The following is a 16,070-nucleotide window of genomic DNA, read 5'->3' on the forward strand; positions in this document are numbered from 1 at the left end:
CGCCCGGCGGCGGATGTTCCGCAAGGACGGCCTTCCCGATGACACTTGTCACGCTCCCGCTTGTGCGCCTGCCGGTTCTGCTGCTCGCTTGCCTGCTGCTGTGCGGCCTGTTGCCGGTCGCCGCCTCGGCGGACGGGCTGCGGGTCACCGCCGTGCTGGATGGCGACACGCTGGAGCTGGAGGACGGCCGCCGGGTCCGGCTGGCCGGGATCGACGCGGCCAAGCCGCCGCGAAACGCCAACCCCGCGGACGGGCGGGTCTGGCCGCTGGCCGAGGCGGCGACCGCGGCGCTGGCCGATCTGGCGCTCGGCCGCCGCGTCGTCCTGCACGGGCCGGCGCCGACCGACCGCCATGGCCGTCTGCTCGCCCATCTGGTGCGGGAGGACGGGCTGTGGCTGCAATCGGCGCTGCTGGTCCGTGGGCTGGCGCGGGTCCACACCCGGCCCGACGCCCGCGCCTATGCGGCGGAGCTGCTGGCCGGCGAGGAGGCCGCGCGCAACGCCGGGCGCGGGCTGTGGCGCAGCCGGGTCTATGCCGTGCGCGACGCCGCCGACCCGGAGGAGCTATCCCGCGACCGCGACAGCTACCAGCTGGTGGAAGGGCTGGTGCTGGCGGTGTCCAAGAGCGGCGGCGAGAGCTGGCTCGATTTCGGCACCGACTGGCGCAGCGACGTCACCGTCCATATCGGCCGCGCCGCGATGCGCGAGGTCATCCGCGCCGGCATCGACCCGCTGTCCTACGAGGGCCGCCGGGTGCGCGTGCGGGGCTGGATCACGCTGCGCAATGGCCCCATGATCGAGATCACCCATCCCGACCAGATCGAGCGGCTGGAGCGGGAGCCGGCCTCCGCCGCCCTGCAACGCTCCGGCGCCGATGACGAATCCTGGGATGACGACGAAGGGGAGGACGATCTGGAATGAAAAAGCCGTCGCTTGGGCCTGTGGCTGGACGCCTGCTTGCCGCCCTGTCTTTGCTGCTCGCCGCCCTGCCGCTGCATCCGGCACTGGCCGGCGGGCCGGCGCTGACGATCGCCGTTGCCGGAACCGAGCGGGTGTTCGACCGCGACGCCCTGCTGGCCCGGCCCGACGCGGTGACCGTCGACATCCCGGCCGACATCTCCTATGGCCGGCCGATGAGCTACCGCGCCGTGCCGCTCGCCAGCCTGCTGGGCACCGCCATAGCGCCGTCTGGAGACTTCCCACCCGGCACGGTGCTGGAGGGGGTGGCGTCGGACGGCTTCACCGCGCAGCTGCCGCCGGAGCTGTGCCTGCGCAGCGGTCCCGACGGCGCCGTCGCCTTCCTGGCGGTGGAGCCGGCCGACCGGCCCTGGCCCAACCTGCCGGGCAAGGCGGTGTCCGCCGGTCCCTTCTATCTGGTCTGGGTGCGGCCGGAGGCGTCGGGGGTGCGCAGCGAACAATGGCCCTATCAGCTGGCCCGCATCGTCGCCTCCGACGATCCGCTGCGCCGCTGGCCGCAGCTGGCGGTCGAGCCGGGCCTGCCCGCCGACTCGGCCATCCGTGCCGGACAGGCGGTGTTCATCACCCAATGCATGGCCTGCCACACGCTGAACGGCGCCGGCAGCGCCACGATGGGGCCGGACCTGAACCGGCCGATGAACCCGACCGACTATCTGACGCCCGCCGGGCTGAAGACGCTGATCCGCGATCCCCGCTCGGTCCGGACATGGCCGGGCCAGCAGATGCCGGGCTTCGACCCGGCGATGCTGAGCGATGCCGATCTGGATCGGGTCGTCGCCTATCTCGGCCATATGGCGGGGCGGAAGGCACCGTGAGAGGGGGGCTTTCGCCCCCATCCCACCGGTCTTACCTCACAGGGTCGCGTTGAAATCGTCCAGCAGCGTGGCGATGCGGCCGCTGTCGCTCTGGTCCATGATGACGCGGGCGCGGCGGCCCGCCTCCACCAGGTCGAGCGAGCGGATGCGCTTCTTCACCGCCGGCACCGCCAGCGGCGCCATCGACAGTTCGCGCACGCCCAACCCCAGCAGCAACGCCGTGTAGCGCGGATCGCCGGCGATCTCGCCGCAGACCGACACCGGGATGCGGGCGCGCAGGGCGGCCTCCACCGTGAACTGGATCAGGCGCAGCACGGCCGGATGCAGCGGGTCGTAGAGGGTGGCGACCTGCTCGTCGGCGCGGTCGATGGCCAGCGTGTACTGGGTCAGGTCGTTGGTGCCGATGGAGAAGAAGTCGGCGGCATAGGCCAGCGCGTCGGCGGCCAGCGCCGCCCCCGGCACCTCCACCATCACGCCCACCGGCGGCAGCGGGTCGGCGATGGCGACGCCGCGGCGGCGCAGCCGGCGGGCGACCTGCCCCATCATCTCGCGCACCTTCTGCACCTCGGTGACCGAGGCGATCATCGGCAGCAGGATGCGCAGCGGACCGTGGACGCCGGCGCGCAGCATGGCGGCGAGCTGCGTCTCCAGCAGCTTCGGCTCGCGCAACCCCAGCCGGATGGCCCGCAGGCCGAGCGCCGGGTTGGCCGGCTCGCCATAGCGCCCGGCCATCCAGCCGGCCAGCTTCTCGCCGCCCAGATCCATGGTGCGGGCGGTGACGGTGCGGCCGCCCATCCCCTCGATCATGGTGCGCAGCACGGCGTACTGCTCATCCTCGTCGGGCAGATGGTCGCGGTTCATGAACATGAACTCGGTCCGCAGCAGCCCGATGCCCTGGGCGCCATGTTCCAGCGCGTGGTCGAGATCGCGCGGCAGCTCCAGATTCGCCATCAGCGTGATGGCGGTGCCGTCGCGGGTGACGGCGGGCAGCTTGCGCAGGCTCTTCAGCCCCTGGCGCTCGCGCTCGCGGGCGGCACGGCGCTCGCTGTAATCGGCCAGCACGTCGGCCGGCGGGTCGATCAGCACGCGGCCCTGCAGCCCGTCGACGATCACCGTCACGCCGTTGCGCACGCCGGCCAGCAGGCCGGGCGCGCCCAGCACCGCCGGCAGGCCGAGCGAGCGGGCGAGGATGGCGGTGTGGCCCTCCGCCCCGCCCAGCACGGTGGCGAAGCCGCCGACGACGGTGGGGTCGAGCAGGGCGGTGTCGGCGGGGGTCAATTCCTCCGCCAGGATGATGCTGCCGGGAGGCAGGCTGCTGAAGGCCCGGTATTCCTGCTTCATCAGGTTACGGGTCAGCCGCCGCCCGACCTCGCGGATGTCGTCGATGCGGGCGGCGAGATAGGCGTCGTCCATGCCGGCGAAGGTGGCGGCGATGGCGGCGATCTCCGCCTGGATGGCGGCCTCGGCGTTGATCCGGTCCTGCTTGATGCGATGCTCCACCCCGCGGGTCAGGCGCGAGTTGGTGACCATCGACAGATGGGCGTCGAGCAGGAAGCCGATCTCCTCCGACGCCGAGTCGGGCAGGACGAGCGCCTTGCTCTTCAGCTTCTTGATCTGCCGGCGCGCCTTGGTCGCAGCCTCGTTGAAGCGGGCGACCTCCGCCTCGACCGCTTGCGGTTCGATGGCGTATTCGGGGATGGCGACGGCGCCGCTTTCCACCACATGGGCCGGGCCGATGGCGATGCCGGGCGACACGCCCAGGCCGCGCAGGGCGCGCGCCGCAGCGCTGGCGGCCGTGCTGGCGGGCGTGTTGGCCGAACCGCTCACCGGCTCGGGCGACGGGGTGCCGCCGGAACCGCCGCGGTCGGGGCCGGACACCGGGCCGCCGGTCTGGCCGGCGGGGGGCAGATCATTCTTCATCGAACTTGCGGTTGATCAGGTCCAGGAGGGCGTCCATCGCGGCATCGGCCTGGGCGCCGCTGGCGCGCAGCTCGACCGTGGTGCCGGGACCGGCGGCCAGCATCATCAGCCCCATGATCGACTCGCCGGACACCACGGACTCGCCGCGGCGCACCGAGATCTCGGCATCGAAGGTGGCGACCAGCTTGACGAACTTGGCCGAGGCGCGCGCGTGCAGGCCACGCTGGTTGGTGATGGTGGCGGTGCGGCGGATTTCGCCGTCGGCGGATGCCGTGTCGTCGGGGGGGCTCATCGCAGGCGGTCAGTCCGACAGGAGGGTGGAGGCGACGTTGATGTATTTCTGTCCGGCATCGCGGGCGGCGATCACCGATTTGTCCAGCGGCTCGGTTTTGCGCACGCTGGCGAGCTTGATCAGCATCGGCAGGTTGACGCCGGCGATCACCTCGACCTTCGCCTTGTCCATGATCGAGATGGCGAGGTTGGACGGCGTGCCGCCGAACATGTCGGTCAGCACCACGACGCCCGACCCGTCGTCGACCTCCGCCACCGAGTTCAGGATGTCCTGGCGCCGCTGTTCCATGTCGTCGTCCGGGCCGATGCACACGGCGCGCACCTGCTGCTGTTCGCCCACCACGTGGAACAGTGCGGCAATGAATTCCTCGGCCAGCCGCCCGTGGGTGACAAGAACCATACCGATCATGGGACATCCTTCAAGGTTGGGTCCTCCCCGGAGACCTGCGCGAGGGCCGCCGCCGCGGGGCGGCAGCGCTCATCGCATCTGGATCGTTGGTTGGACGCATGGTCGTCAAGGCGCAATTTGCATCATCCCTGATGGTTGGCCTGATGGTTGGCCTGCTGGCTGCCGGTCTGCTGGTTGTTGGCCTGCTGGTTGGAGGCAGGGCCGGCCCCCGCGGTCCGCAAGCCCAGCCGTTCCAGTTCGCGGTGGCTGAGATTGACCCGCAGCCCCTGCTCCTTCAGCCAGGCCGCCAGCCGTTCGGCGATGAAGACCGACCGGTGCTTGCCGCCGGTGCAGCCGATGGCGATGGTCAGGTAGCTCTTGCCTTCCTGGTTGTAGCGCGGCAGCAACGGGCGAAGCAGTTCCGTCAGGTTGCCGAAGAAGGCGGGGAAATCGGGATCGCTCTCCACCCGCGCGGCGACGGCCGGGTTCAGGCCGGTCAGCGGCCGAAGCTCCGGGTCGTAATGCGGGTTGGTCAGGAACCGCACGTCGAAGACCAGATCGGCTTCGCGCGGCAGACCCTGGCGGAAGGAGAAGGAGGTCACGAACACCTGCAAGGCTGCCTGGGCGTCACGCCGGAAATGCCCGGACAGGATGCGCCGCAAATCGTGAATGGACAGTTGCGTCGTGTCGATGGTGACGTCGGCTTCCTCCTTCAGCGGGAACAGCAGGGCGCGTTCGCGCTGGATGCCGTCGGGCACCGTGCGGTCCTCCGCCAGCGGATGGCGGCGGCGCGTCTCGGTGAAGCGGCGTTGCAGCACCTCGTCGCCGCATTCCAGGAAGACCAGGCGGACGTCGAGATCGCCGTCGCGCCGCAGTTCCTCAAGCTCGTCGAGGAAGTTCTGCGCGGAAAAGTCGCGGGTGCGGCTGTCGATCACCAGGGCCAGCGGCCGGCGTTTCGGATCGGCCTGCCGGATCAGAGCCGGCACCAGCGACAGACGCAGATTGTCCACCGCCTCGTAGCCCAGATCCTCCAGCGCCTTCAGCGCCACCGACATGCCGGCCCCCGACATGCCGGTGACCAGAACGATGCGCCCGCGGGCGGCAGGGGCGGCAGGGTCGGTCGGCACGTCGGACATCAGAGTGTCGGGAGGTTTCATGATAGAGCCGAAAGGCTGGCGGGCACCCGGTCAAGCCGTCCGCCGCACAGGCTGGCGGCGGCAAGGCGGATCTTCGCGGGGGTGGAGGCATCGAAGGCGTGCAGGCCCAGGCGGGGCAGGGCGACGCCCAGCAGCGTGTCGGTCTCCGCCTCCGGCAGACGGTCCACCTCGTCACGCTCGAGCAGGTCGACGACGAGACCGACGGGGGCCGGCCCGGCCGACGGAACGGGAAGAATGCCGACGCCCCGCACCTCCAGCAGCCCGGCCAGGGCGGGCGGGGGAGAGGCGGTCAGGCGGCCGGATTCGCAATGCAGCGCCACCCGGTCATCCGCGACCAGCAAGGCTCCGCCATCGATCAGTCGCAAGGCCAAATCCGATTTTCCCCGTCCGGACTCCCCACGCAGCAGCACGCCGATGCCGGAGAGCAAGACGCAGGTGCCGTGAATCGTCACCATAGTCTGGCGAAGGTGAGACGTGGCGCAGGTTCTGTCAATGGGAACGGAACGGTGTCCCGCAAGGTCAGGCGGGGAAACCTGTCCGGGATCCCCCATCCGCTTCCAACCGTTCTTTCGGTGCGGATAATGGCCGTGCGAACGGTCGGGCTTAGAACACTGGCGCGGATGGTGCCGATGCTGGCCGGGGTGGGCGCGCCGTCAGGCGCCGGCGGCGCCGCGGGGGGTGCGGCGGATCGCCTCCAGCTCCAGGGCGAGGGCATCGCGGCGGCGGATCATCTCGTCCAGATCCCCCAGCTCCGCCGCCTCCTGGCAGGCGTCGCGGAAATCCTTCTCCCGCTTCAGCCGCACCAGCAGGACCTTGTAGTTGTCGGCGATGCTGGCGAGGTGGCGCTGCGCCCCCTGGAGGGCTTCGGCAAGCTGGGTCCGCTCCTGCGCGGATTGCCGCATCATCCTTGCCAGCTCCCCCTGCTGCCGGCCGGCATCCCGGATCAGGCGGGCCAGACGGTAGCGGCGCAGGTCGACGACGTCGCCCGGCGCGACACCAGCACCCGGGGCGGCGGAACGGCGGCCGGTCGGGGACAGCGTGTGCACGGAGGAGGATTCGGGCGGAACGCACTCAGGCATGGCGACCCCACATCTTTGTCCCGGGGTATGGCCACCCTCCCGTTGCCGTATGGTGCAGGCATATACAACCGGACCGGCATGGTCCGTCCGACCCGGCAGCCGACAAGCGAGAACGACCAGGATCATGATCGATGGTTGGACTGGGCTTGTCTAGCCGAGAGTGGGAAGGATGTATGAAATTCCGCAGAGTTTCTCACAGCAAAGGCAGAGTCACCACGAAGTCGGCACCCTCGATGGTCCCGTCCGATACATAACGATTTTTCGCAAATACAGAACCATTGTGTGCGCTGACTATCTGCTTGGCAATCGATAGGCCGAGACCGGAGTGGGTCCCGAATTTCTCGCCCGCCGGACGTTCGGTGTAGAAGCGGTCGAAGATCGCCTCCTCCTTGCCGTCGGGGATGCCCGGCCCCTGGTCCGACACGACCACCTTGACGCTGGGGCCGCTGCGCCTTGCGGTCAGCCGCACCGTGCCGCCGGGCGGCGAGAAGGACAGGGCGTTGTCGATCAGGTTCTGGAACACCTGGGTCAGGCGCCCTTCCAGCCCCGGCACCACCAGCCGCTCGGCGGCCGGCAGGTCTAGCACGACCCGCGGCGGCCGCAGCCGGGTCCCGCCGTCCTCGCCGTCTCCGGCCGCCACCCGCTCGTCCATGGTTGCGGCAACCGTCTGGCGCAGTTCGGCCAGCATGGTCAGCAACAGGCCGATGTCCACCGGCTCCGGCTCCGCCCGCGACAGTTCGGCATCCAGGCGGGAGGCGTTGGAGATGTCGCTGATCAGCCGGTCCAGCCGCTGCACGTCGTCGGCGATGATCGCCATCAGCCGGTCGCGGTGGCGCGGGTCGCTGACGCGCTCCGCCGTCTCCACGGCACTGCGCAGCGAGGTCAGCGGATTCTTGATCTCGTGGGCGACGTCGGCGGCGAAGCGCTCGATGGCGTCCATCCGCGTCCACAGCGCGTCGGTCATCTCGCGCAGCACGCCGGACAGCTCGCCGATCTCGTCGCCGCGGCGGGTCAGGTCGGGGATCTCGGCATGGCGCCCGTGGCTGGTGCGCAGCCGGTCGGCGGCCTGGGCCAGCCGGCGGATCGGCCGGGCGATGGTGCCGGCCAGATAGAAGGACAGGCCGATGGTCACCAGCAGCGCCACGCCGAACACCCGCAGGATGTCGAAGCGGACGGAGCGGATGGCGCGGTCGATCTCGCCGCCGCCGCGGGTCAGCAGCACCGCCCCCAGCACCTCGCGGTAGCGCTGGACCGGAACCGCCACGGTCAGCAGCAGTTCCGGGTCGCCGCCGGCGCCGTCGACGCGCCAGACGGTGGCCGCCGCCTCGCCGACCAGCGCCCGCTCCACGTCGGGGTTGGGCTGGCCCGGCTGCTCGCGGTAGACCGGCAGCCCTTCGCGGCTGGGCACCACGTCGATCAGGCGGGTGTAGAGGTCATTGATCGCCCGGCTGACCGGATCGCCGGACGGCGGGGTCGGCAGCTCGCGGATTTCGATGCGGCCCTGCGAGCCCACCAGCACCCGGCTGTCGGACAGCATGTGGCCGTCGATGTCGAAGAGGCGGGTGCGGGTCGACGTCGCCTCCGCCAGCCGGCGGATCATCGGCCGGGCCAGTTCGGGCGCCAGTTCGAACCGCTCGCCGCTCTCGTCCCCGGTGGGGGAGGGGGCGGTCAGGATGCGGTTCACCGCCCCTTCGCCGAGCGCCGAGGCGAAGATGCGCGCCTCCGTCGCCAGCGCCTCGGTCTCCGCCTGGATCAGCCGGTCCTGGTAGCGGCCGAGATAGAGCAGCCCCGCCAGCAGCACCAGCAGCGCCAGCACGTTCACCGCGAGGATGCGCAGGGTCAGCGGCGAGACGCCGCCCAGCCTCCGCCGCCTGCCGCCCCCTGCCCCGCCGAGCGTGGACACCGCGTTATTCCTTGTACCGGTAGCCGACGCCATAGAGCGTTTCGATCTGGGAGAAGTCGGCGTCGATGGCCTTGAACTTCTTGCGCAGCCGCTTGATGTGGCTGTCGATGGTGCGGTCGTCGACATAGACATGCTCGCCATAGGCCGCGTCCATCAGCTGGTCGCGGTTCTTCACATGGCCCGGCCGCTGGGCCAGCGCGCGCACCAGCAGGAACTCGGTCACGGTCAGGTCGATCGGCTGGCCCTTCCAGCTGCAGGCATGGCGGGCGCCGTCCAGCAGCAGCGGGCCACGGGTGATGATCTGGCCGGGATCGACCTCCGGGCTCTCGCCGCGCAGGGCCTCGCGCCGCAGCAGCGCCCGGATGCGCTCGATCAGCAGGCGCTGCGAGAAGGGCTTCTTGATGTAGTCGTCGGCGCCCATGCGCAGGCCCATCAGCTCGTCCAGCTCGTCGTCCTTGCTGGTCAGGAAGATGACGGGCATCTGGCTGGTCTGGCGCAGGCGTTGCAGCAACTCCATGCCGTCCATGCGCGGCATCTTGATGTCGAGCACGGCGAGGTCGGGCGGGCGCTGGCTCAATCCGCGCAGCGCCTCGGCGCCGTCGGTGTAGGTGCGCACGTCGAAGCCCTCGGCCTCCAGGGCGATGGAGACCGAGGCCAGGATGTTGCGGTCGTCATCCACCAGGGCGACGGTGTGGGCCATGGTCGTAACTGATCCTATCGAAGCGGGGCAGGGACAGTGGGGAACGGACAGTCGGGAACAGGTTGCAGCGGTCGAACTGCCGGGACCCGGTAATGTTAGCGGAAACATCAGGCATAGGACGAGTGGTCATTCCAATACTTTATGCCAGAGTCCAGGTACCAGCGGCAGTTTTCTCTTTTCCCGCAGCATTTGTATGGGCCAATATGGCGGCAATGCGGCGCCGAACAACGGTGCCGCGCGGGAGAACGCGCTCGTTTTGGAATGAGTTTTTCGAACGCCCTTTCCGCGTCCTCTCCGGCCGGCGCCACTTCGGACGGCCAGGGGGGCGCGATGCCGCCGGGTCCCGACCGGCCCAGCGCGGCTCAAGCCAACCCGGCTCCGGCGACCATGGCTCCGGCCTTGCGTGCCCGACGCCTGATGCGCGCCTGCGACCGCGCCGCGCTGGCGACCGTGCAACGGGCGCCCGACGAGGGCGCCGGGGCGATGGCGGATGCCGCCGGCTGGCCCTATCCCTCGCTGGTGCTGGTTGCGTTCGACCATGACGGCAGCCCGTTGCTTCTCCTGTCCACGCTCGCCGACCACACGCGCAACCTGCTGGCCGACGGCCGGGTCGGGCTGCTGTTCGACGGCACCGCCGGGCTGGCGCAGCCGCTGACCGGCGCGCGCCTGTCGGTTCAGGGCCGGGCCGGGCGGTCGGACGATCCGGAGCACCGCGCGCGCTACCTGCGCCGCCATCCCGACGCCGCCCTCTATGCCGGTTTCGGCGACTTCGCGATCTACCGCGTGGCGGTGGAGCGCGCCCATCTGGTCGCCGGCTTCGGCCGCATCCACTGGCTGTCCGCCGCGGAGCTGGACCTCCCCGCTGCCGACCCCGCATTGGCGGCGAGCGAAGCGGCGCTGCTCGACCGTCTGAACGGCGAGGGGTACGGCCCCCGGCTGGCGCCCGCCACCGATGGTGAAAAGGACGGCTGGAGCTTGACCGGGATCGACCCGGAGGGATGCGACCTGCGACGCGGGGGGTACGTCGCCCGCGTCGATTTTGAGCAGAGAATCCATGACCCCGAATCGGCTAAACTGATGCTGGACACGCTGGTCCGGCCGCCGGACGGGTCGGGACAACCCGGAGGATCGACATCCGGGACAGGACCGGCTGGAACCCCACCGGACGGCGGCGGAGGCACCTGACAGCCGTACCGCTGCGCAAAAACAAGAAAAGATCGAAAAAAACAAAAGAACGGTCAGCGAAAAACGAAGCCGAGAGAGACGAGAAGCCAACCGTTAGCCTTGAACGACCAGCCGAGAGGTCGCTTCGACACCACCGGGCGCCGCACCAAAAACAAAAACGCGGCGCGCGGGCACGCGCAACCAGGAGAACACTTCAGTGGACCATAACGGATCGACCCGTTTCCCGTCCGGGCCATTGGCCCCCAGACCTGTCGCCTCAGGACCGCCTTTTGCACCGTATCGTCGCCGCACCCTGCCGGTGCCGCGCATCGCGGCGGGTTCGCAGCCCGGCCGCCCGTTCGGACCGGCACGCCGCTGATGCGGCGGATGCCATCCATCTGACACGACAACGGACGAAAGAACGGCCGGACCGGCCGCGGGATCCCCGGACAAGGGGCATGCCCGGCGCGGCAACACCGGCCCAGCCTTCGAGAGGGACGATATGACTGGTAACACACGGACGCGGAACAAGAAGCTCCTGGCCTGGGTCGAGGAGATCGCCCTGAAATGCAAGCCGGAGCGCGTTCACTGGTGCGACGGGTCGCAGGAGGAATATGACCGTCTCTGCAACGAGATGGTCGAGGCCGGCACCTTCATCCGCCTGAACGAGGCCAAGCGCCAGAACTCCTTCCTCTGCCGCTCCGATCCGGGCGACGTCGCCCGTGTCGAGGACAGCACCTACATCTGCTCGAAGACGCGCGAGGAAGCCGGTCCGACCAACAACTGGATGGACCCGGCCGAGATGAAGGCCAAGCTGGACGGCCTGTTCGAAGGCTGCATGCGCGGCCGCACCCTGTATGTGGTGCCGTTCAGCATGGGTCCGCTGGGCTCCGACATCGCCCACATCGGCGTGCAGATCTCCGACAGCCCCTATGTGGCGGTCAACATGCGCCTGATGACCCGCATGGGCCAGAAGGTGCTGGACATCCTAGGCGACGGCGATTTCGTTCCCTGCCTGCACTCCATCGGCGCCCCGCTGGAGCCCGGCCAGCCGGACGTGGCCTGGCCCTGCAACGCCGACAACAAGTACATCGTCCATTTCCCCGACGAGCACCGCATCGTCTCCTACGGCTCCGGCTACGGCGGCAACGCGCTGCTCGGCAAGAAGTGCTTCGCGCTGCGCATCGCCTCGGCGATGGGCCGCGAGCAGGGCTGGCTGGCCGAGCACATGCTGATCCTCGGCGTGGAAAGCCCGGCCGGCGAGAAGACCTATGTCGGCGCCGCCTTCCCGTCGGCCTGCGGCAAGACCAACTTCGCCATGCTGGTCCCGCCGAAGGAGTTCGAGGGCTGGAAGGTCCGCACCATCGGTGACGACATCGCCTGGATCAAGCCGCAGCCCGACGGCACGCTGCGCGCCATCAACCCGGAGGCCGGCTTCTTCGGCGTCGCCCCCGGCACCAGCGTGAAGTCGAACCCGAACGCGCTGAAGACGCTGGACCACAACGTCATCTTCACCAACGTCGCGCTGACCGACGACGGCGACGTGTGGTGGGAAGGCCTGACCGACGAGGCGCCGGCGCACCTGATCGACTGGCAGGGCAAGGACTGGACCCCGGGCTGCGGCCGCGTCGCCGCCCACCCGAACAGCCGCTTCACCGCGCCGGCCGCCCAGTGCCCGTCGATCGACCCGGCCTGGGAGGATCCGGCCGGCGTCCCGATCAGCGCCTTCATCTTCGGCGGCCGCCTGTCGAAGACCTTCCCGCTGGTGTTCGAGGCCTACAACTGGCGCGAGGGCGTCTATTGGGCGGCGACCATGGGCTCGGAGGCCACCGCCGCCGCTGTCGGCCAGGCCGCCATCCGCCGCGACCCGTTCGCCATGCTGCCCTTCTGCGGCTACAACATGGCCGACTACTGGAACCACTGGCTGTCGATGGAAGGCAAGGTCGAGAGCCTGCCGCGCATCTACCGCGTCAACTGGTTCCGCAAGGACGAGAACGGCAAGTTCGTCTGGCCGGGCTTCGGCGACAACATGCGCGTGCTGAAGTGGATCGTCGACCGCGTCCGCGGCCGCGCCACCGACGTGGCGGAATCGCCCTTCGGCTATTCCCCGCGCTACCAGGATCTGAACTGGTCCGGCCTGACCTTCCCGGCCGACAAGTTCGCCAAGATCATGGACATCGACCGCAAGGAGGCCGAGGCCGAGGCGAAGGACCAGGAGGAGCTGTTCAACCGCTTCGGCGACCGTCTGCCCGAGGAGATCGAGCAGCAGCGCGTCGCCGTCCTGAAGCGGCTGGAGAACAGCCCGGACGTCTGGCACATCGGCTGACCGTCCAGGACACGGGGTCGCAGGTAAGGCCCATCGGTCAAGTAAGGATAGGGGCTGCCGCAAGGCGGCCCCTTTTCCGTTGGCGCTGTCCGTTCGGGGCGAAGATGAACCGGAATTCATCTAGAATTGCCCGATGGACAGCCAATGCGACGGGCATCGCCGGTCATGTCCAGTCTTAGCAAGGCGACCGCTTCCTTACCCGCGGTCTTCGCCTTTCGGTGATTTAACCGGATTGTCAAAATAATCAGGCATAAAGTCGCCCGCGCCGGAGTGTGCATGCAGGGAGGGCGAGGTCTTGACCGATCATCAGTTTCCACCGGAGGACGGTGACGAGTCCGCCGAACCGACCTCTCCGTCCGGCGAGGAGGAGGCCGGCGGCCCGCTGGCGTCCAAGCGGCAGCCCTGCGCCATCAGCGGCAAGCGCCGGCCGAAGCGCGACCTGATCGCGCTCGACGCGCTGCGCCCCAGCCTGGCCGACCGCATCCGCCACGACCACCCGCATCTGGAGGCGGACGCGCAGATCAGCCGGCAGGAGCTGGCGCGCTACCGTTCGCTCTATGTCGCCGAGCTGCTGAAGGAGGAGCATGGCGAACTCAGCGAGCTGGACCGCGAGGTCGCCGAAAGCCTCGCCCGGCACGAGACACTGGCCGAGAACCCGGAGGAGGAATACGACGACCACCGCACGCTGGGCGAACGGCTGTCGGACGGCCTCGCCACCTTCGGCGGCAGCTGGGCCTTCCTGCTCTCCTTCGCCTTCTTCCTCGGCGTGTGGATGCTGATCAACATCATCGAGGGCGATGCGCGCGCCTTCGATCCCTATCCCTTCATCCTGCTGAACCTGCTGCTGTCCTGTCTGGCGGCCATCCAGGCGCCGGTCATCATGATGAGCCAGAAGCGGCAGGAGGCGAAGGACCGCCTGCGTTCGGAAAACGACTATCGCGTCAACCTGAAGGCCGAGCTGGAAATCCGGCACCTGCACGAGAAGATGGATTATCTGATCCAGCGCCAGTGGCAGCGGCTGACCGAGATCCAGCAGTTGCAGCTGGAAATCATGCAGGAAAAGCGCCTGCGGCGATAAGCGCCCTCCGGCCGGAGGGGACGGGGCGCGTCAGCGCTTGCGCCGGCCGTCCAGCTCCAGCATGCCGCGCAGCGCGGCGATGGTCTTGCTGAGCGGCGTCGGCTCACCGGCAGGCTTGCCGGACATGTCCTCTTCCGGCGGCGCCACATCCGGTGCCTGGACGCTTTGCGGACGGACGGCATCCGGCGCGGCCGGTCCGCCGCGGGCCGGGCGCGGCTTGCCGGCGCGGGGCTTCGGTTGGGTCGGCGGAGGCGCCGGGGGAGATGCCAGGGGGGATGCCGGCGGGTCGGCGTTCACCTCGTCCTCGATCAGCCCGCGCAGGGCCTTCATCGCCTCCTCGATCTCGCGTTCCTGGGCCGAGCGGCGCCCGGCGGGGGCCGTGTCGGGGGAGGCGGGATCCGGTGCGGGCGGCTCCGGCGCCGGGTCGGGATCGCCCCAGCCGGCCGGCAGCGACCAGCCATCGTCATTGTCCCGCCCGGCCGGCGGCTCATCCTCCTCTTCCTCGCGGGGGAGAGGCTTGTCCACCGGCTTCGCCGCGGACCTGTCGGCCGTCTGGCCAGCGCCGCGCGACGTCCTGCGCGGCGGGGGCGGAGCCTCTTCCTCCTCCGTCCCGCTCGCCGCATCCTCGATCATCGACCGCAGGGCGGCCAGAGTACGGTCGAAGCCTTCCTCGTCCTCCGGCGGCGACGGGCGCAGGGCACGGCGTTCGGCGCGGTGCTGATCGAAGTCGAGCGGCTCGGCGGCCGGCGGCGGCACAGCTTTGGCGGGACGGGAGGCTTTGACGGGCTTTTCCGGGTCGCGGATGGCGAAGGACAGGATGTCCTCCTCCGACGGTTCCTCGCCGTCCGGCTCCCCGTCGTCGAACCCGTCCTCGCGGTCGTCGTCCTCCGCGTCCGCCGCCCAGGGGTCGGTATCGGTGTCGGTATCGCTATCGGCCCACTCGTCCTCGAAATCCCGGCGCACCAGAACCTTGTGCGAGAAGACCGGCGGTTCGTCATCGTCAGGACCGGAGGCAGGCCTTCCGCCACTCGAATCGCCGCTGAAACCGTCGCGGCCGAAATCGTCGGCAGGCCGGCGGTCAGCGGGGTTCGCGGCGCGACCGGCGGGAGACTGCGGCATGGCGCCGTCCCGCTCGTCCTCCCGATCGTCCCCCTGATCGTCATCGAACTCGTCATCCGATCCATAGGCCTGTGCCAGCAGCTGGCGCATCGCCATCAGCGTCTCGTCGTCGCCATCCTCATCATCATCATCGTCCGGAGCGCCCGCAGGACCCGGTTCCGGCAACGTGTCGTTGGCCGGGAGCTTGGCCGGAAACCTGGGATCGCCCGCAGTCGGTTCCTCGTCCGGATCGTCGTCCCACTCGTCGGGCGGCGAGTTGCGGCCAAGCCGGGCCGCCATGTCGGCGAGGGAGACCGGCTCCCACAACGGTTCGGCCTCGCCATCGCCCGGGCCGTCGGCCACGAGGTCGGACAGCGGAAGCTCCGACAGGGGCTTGACGCGAGTGGGGGCGGGGGGAGGCGGGAGGGGCGGATCCCTGTCCCCGGCCGTGTCCGGCCCATCATTTCCCCGCAGCGAGGCGAGCAGCCCGTTCAGCGCCGCCAGCGGCGCATCGAAGGACGGCTCGTCATCGGCGGGGGCGGCGGTGGGGAGTGCCGGAACGGCCAGGATCGGCCGGCTTTCGATATCGCGGGAGTCGCAGCGCGAGCAGCGATAATGCGGCGCAATCGACAGAACCGGGTAATTGGGGCCGAAGCGCCGCTCCAGCATGGCACGGGGCAGCACGCCGCCATGTCCGCAGGCGCGGCAGCGCAGTTGCACGTCGGCGTCGATGTCGCGGAGGAACAGCATACGGGCCATGCCGCGCAGTATAGCGGCGGCACCGCAGCTTTCCCATTCGTTTCAAGCCGCGATCCGTCGGTGCGGACGGCTTGCCGCGGCGGCGGAGTTTGAAGACGGAAAGCGGGGTGGACGACGCCCGGACGGCAGTCGCCGTGCCGGGCGTCGTCCATGGGACGCTCAGACCGCGCGGGTGACGGTCAGCCCCTGTTGGGACAGGCTTTCGAAGACGTCCTTGAACTTCCGCAGGTAACGGGTGCGGTAGGCGTCGAAATCGGCGGCGATGGCCGCCTCGGCATTCTGGGACTTCTCGAATTCGGACACACGGTGGGCATTCTCGGCGCGATACAGGGCGAAAGCGCCAATCGTCACCAGATCGTTGCCGACCAGATCCGCGGTCTTCGGTTTGTCGCTGTTCATCAATCCATGTCCAGGT

15 protein-coding genes are annotated in these 16,070 nt (G+C 69.6%); 5 read left to right on the forward strand and 10 right to left on the reverse strand.

The genetic code is table 11. The features are described from left to right. Positions 1-38 precede the first annotated feature (38 nt). Entirely contained in the window at positions 39-920 is an 882-nt protein-coding gene (locus VH569_RS11440; protein ID WP_423315447.1) for a thermonuclease family protein, read from the forward strand. Continuing rightward, positions 917-1,792 (forward strand): c-type cytochrome, encoded by an 876-nt coding sequence (locus VH569_RS11445; RefSeq protein ID WP_423315449.1) that lies wholly within the window; start codon positions 917-919, stop codon positions 1,790-1,792. Before VH569_RS11440 ends, VH569_RS11445 begins: the two co-directional genes overlap by 4 nt. A 36-nt stretch (positions 1,793-1,828) precedes the next feature. Here VH569_RS11445 and ptsP read toward each other — a convergent pair whose 3' ends face one another. The 8 genes from ptsP to VH569_RS11485 form a co-directional block, all read right to left on the reverse strand. Continuing rightward, positions 1,829-3,712 carry a phosphoenolpyruvate--protein phosphotransferase gene (ptsP, locus tag VH569_RS11450; RefSeq protein WP_423315450.1) on the reverse strand — a complete coding sequence of 628 codons (1,884 nt, stop codon included), beginning with the start codon at positions 3,710-3,712 and terminating at the stop codon, positions 1,829-1,831. After that, complete coding sequence (locus VH569_RS11455) at positions 3,702-4,004, reverse strand: HPr family phosphocarrier protein (RefSeq protein WP_109052306.1); 303 nt, start codon at positions 4,002-4,004, stop codon at positions 3,702-3,704. Before VH569_RS11455 ends, ptsP begins: the two co-directional genes overlap by 11 nt. 9 nt (positions 4,005-4,013) lie before the next feature. Further along, positions 4,014-4,412 (reverse strand): PTS sugar transporter subunit IIA, encoded by a 399-nt coding sequence (locus tag VH569_RS11460; RefSeq protein ID WP_042690507.1) that lies wholly within the window; start codon positions 4,410-4,412, stop codon positions 4,014-4,016. Between the two features lie 122 nt (positions 4,413-4,534). Continuing rightward, a complete protein-coding gene (rapZ, locus tag VH569_RS11465; protein WP_423315582.1) occupies positions 4,535-5,527 on the reverse strand; it encodes an RNase adapter RapZ in 993 nt (330 codons plus the stop codon). Between the two features lie 17 nt (positions 5,528-5,544). Next, positions 5,545-6,003, reverse strand: a complete 459-nt coding sequence (locus VH569_RS11470) for an HPr kinase/phosphorylase (protein WP_109052304.1) — start codon at positions 6,001-6,003, stop codon at positions 5,545-5,547. A gap of 198 nt (positions 6,004-6,201) precedes the next feature. Beyond that, complete coding sequence (locus tag VH569_RS11475) at positions 6,202-6,594, reverse strand: hypothetical protein (RefSeq protein ID WP_423315451.1); 393 nt, start codon at positions 6,592-6,594, stop codon at positions 6,202-6,204. A 226-nt stretch (positions 6,595-6,820) separates the two neighbouring features. Then, the gene (locus tag VH569_RS11480; RefSeq protein WP_423315452.1) at positions 6,821-8,530 is read right to left on the reverse strand and encodes a stimulus-sensing domain-containing protein; all 1,710 of its coding nucleotides are present in this window, start codon (positions 8,528-8,530) and stop codon (positions 6,821-6,823) included. 4 nt (positions 8,531-8,534) lie between these two features. Next, positions 8,535-9,230 (reverse strand): response regulator transcription factor, encoded by a 696-nt coding sequence (locus tag VH569_RS11485; protein WP_423315454.1) that lies wholly within the window; start codon positions 9,228-9,230, stop codon positions 8,535-8,537. A gap of 330 nt (positions 9,231-9,560) precedes the next feature. On the opposite strand from VH569_RS11485, the gene VH569_RS11490 reads away from it, so the two are divergent. From VH569_RS11490 to VH569_RS11500, 3 genes are all read left to right on the forward strand, one after another. Continuing rightward, positions 9,561-10,415 (forward strand): HugZ family protein, encoded by an 855-nt coding sequence (locus VH569_RS11490; RefSeq protein WP_423315455.1) that lies wholly within the window; start codon positions 9,561-9,563, stop codon positions 10,413-10,415. Positions 10,416-10,896: 481 nt separating this feature from the next. After that, entirely contained in the window at positions 10,897-12,720 is a 1,824-nt protein-coding gene (locus VH569_RS11495) for a phosphoenolpyruvate carboxykinase (GTP) (RefSeq protein ID WP_423315456.1), read from the forward strand. Between the two features lie 295 nt (positions 12,721-13,015). Continuing rightward, the gene (locus VH569_RS11500) at positions 13,016-13,798 is read left to right on the forward strand and encodes a DUF1003 domain-containing protein (protein WP_423315458.1); all 783 of its coding nucleotides are present in this window, start codon (positions 13,016-13,018) and stop codon (positions 13,796-13,798) included. Between the two features lie 30 nt (positions 13,799-13,828). Here VH569_RS11500 and VH569_RS11505 read toward each other — a convergent pair whose 3' ends face one another. After that, on the reverse strand, positions 13,829-15,646 hold the full coding sequence (locus VH569_RS11505; RefSeq protein ID WP_423315459.1) for a hypothetical protein: 1,818 nt from the start codon (positions 15,644-15,646) through the stop codon (positions 13,829-13,831). Positions 15,647-15,814: 168 nt separating this feature from the next. Beyond that, the gene (locus VH569_RS11510; protein WP_423315460.1) at positions 15,815-16,054 is read right to left on the reverse strand and encodes a hypothetical protein; all 240 of its coding nucleotides are present in this window, start codon (positions 16,052-16,054) and stop codon (positions 15,815-15,817) included. Positions 16,055-16,070 lie beyond the last annotated feature (16 nt).

The organism is Azospirillum sp. 11R-A, from assembly GCF_049472615.1.
In the GTDB taxonomy this organism is placed as follows: domain Bacteria; phylum Pseudomonadota; class Alphaproteobacteria; order Azospirillales; family Azospirillaceae; genus Azospirillum; species Azospirillum palustre.

Excerpts from the sequence above, each read along its gene's own strand:
- VH569_RS11440 (WP_423315447.1), top strand. The coding sequence starts at position 39 with ATGACACTTGTCACGCTCCCGCTTGTGCGCCTGCCGGTTCTGCTGCTC.
- VH569_RS11445 (WP_423315449.1), top strand. The coding sequence starts at position 917 with ATGAAAAAGCCGTCGCTTGGGCCTGTGGCTGGACGCCTGCTTGCCGCC.
- ptsP (WP_423315450.1), bottom strand. The coding sequence starts at position 3,712 with ATGAAGAATGATCTGCCCCCCGCCGGCCAGACCGGCGGCCCGGTGTCC.
- VH569_RS11455 (WP_109052306.1), bottom strand. The coding sequence starts at position 4,004 with ATGAGCCCCCCCGACGACACGGCATCCGCCGACGGCGAAATCCGCCGC.
- VH569_RS11460 (WP_042690507.1), bottom strand. The coding sequence starts at position 4,412 with ATGATCGGTATGGTTCTTGTCACCCACGGGCGGCTGGCCGAGGAATTC.
- rapZ (WP_423315582.1), bottom strand. The coding sequence starts at position 5,527 with ATGTCCGACGTGCCGACCGACCCTGCCGCCCCTGCCGCCCGCGGGCGC.
- VH569_RS11470 (WP_109052304.1), bottom strand. The coding sequence starts at position 6,003 with ATGGTGACGATTCACGGCACCTGCGTCTTGCTCTCCGGCATCGGCGTG.
- VH569_RS11485 (WP_423315454.1), bottom strand. The coding sequence starts at position 9,230 with ATGGCCCACACCGTCGCCCTGGTGGATGACGACCGCAACATCCTGGCC.
- VH569_RS11490 (WP_423315455.1), top strand. The coding sequence starts at position 9,561 with ATGCCGCCGGGTCCCGACCGGCCCAGCGCGGCTCAAGCCAACCCGGCT.
- VH569_RS11495 (WP_423315456.1), top strand. The coding sequence starts at position 10,897 with ATGACTGGTAACACACGGACGCGGAACAAGAAGCTCCTGGCCTGGGTC.
- VH569_RS11505 (WP_423315459.1), bottom strand. The coding sequence starts at position 15,646 with ATGCTGTTCCTCCGCGACATCGACGCCGACGTGCAACTGCGCTGCCGC.
- VH569_RS11510 (WP_423315460.1), bottom strand. The coding sequence starts at position 16,054 with ATGAACAGCGACAAACCGAAGACCGCGGATCTGGTCGGCAACGATCTG.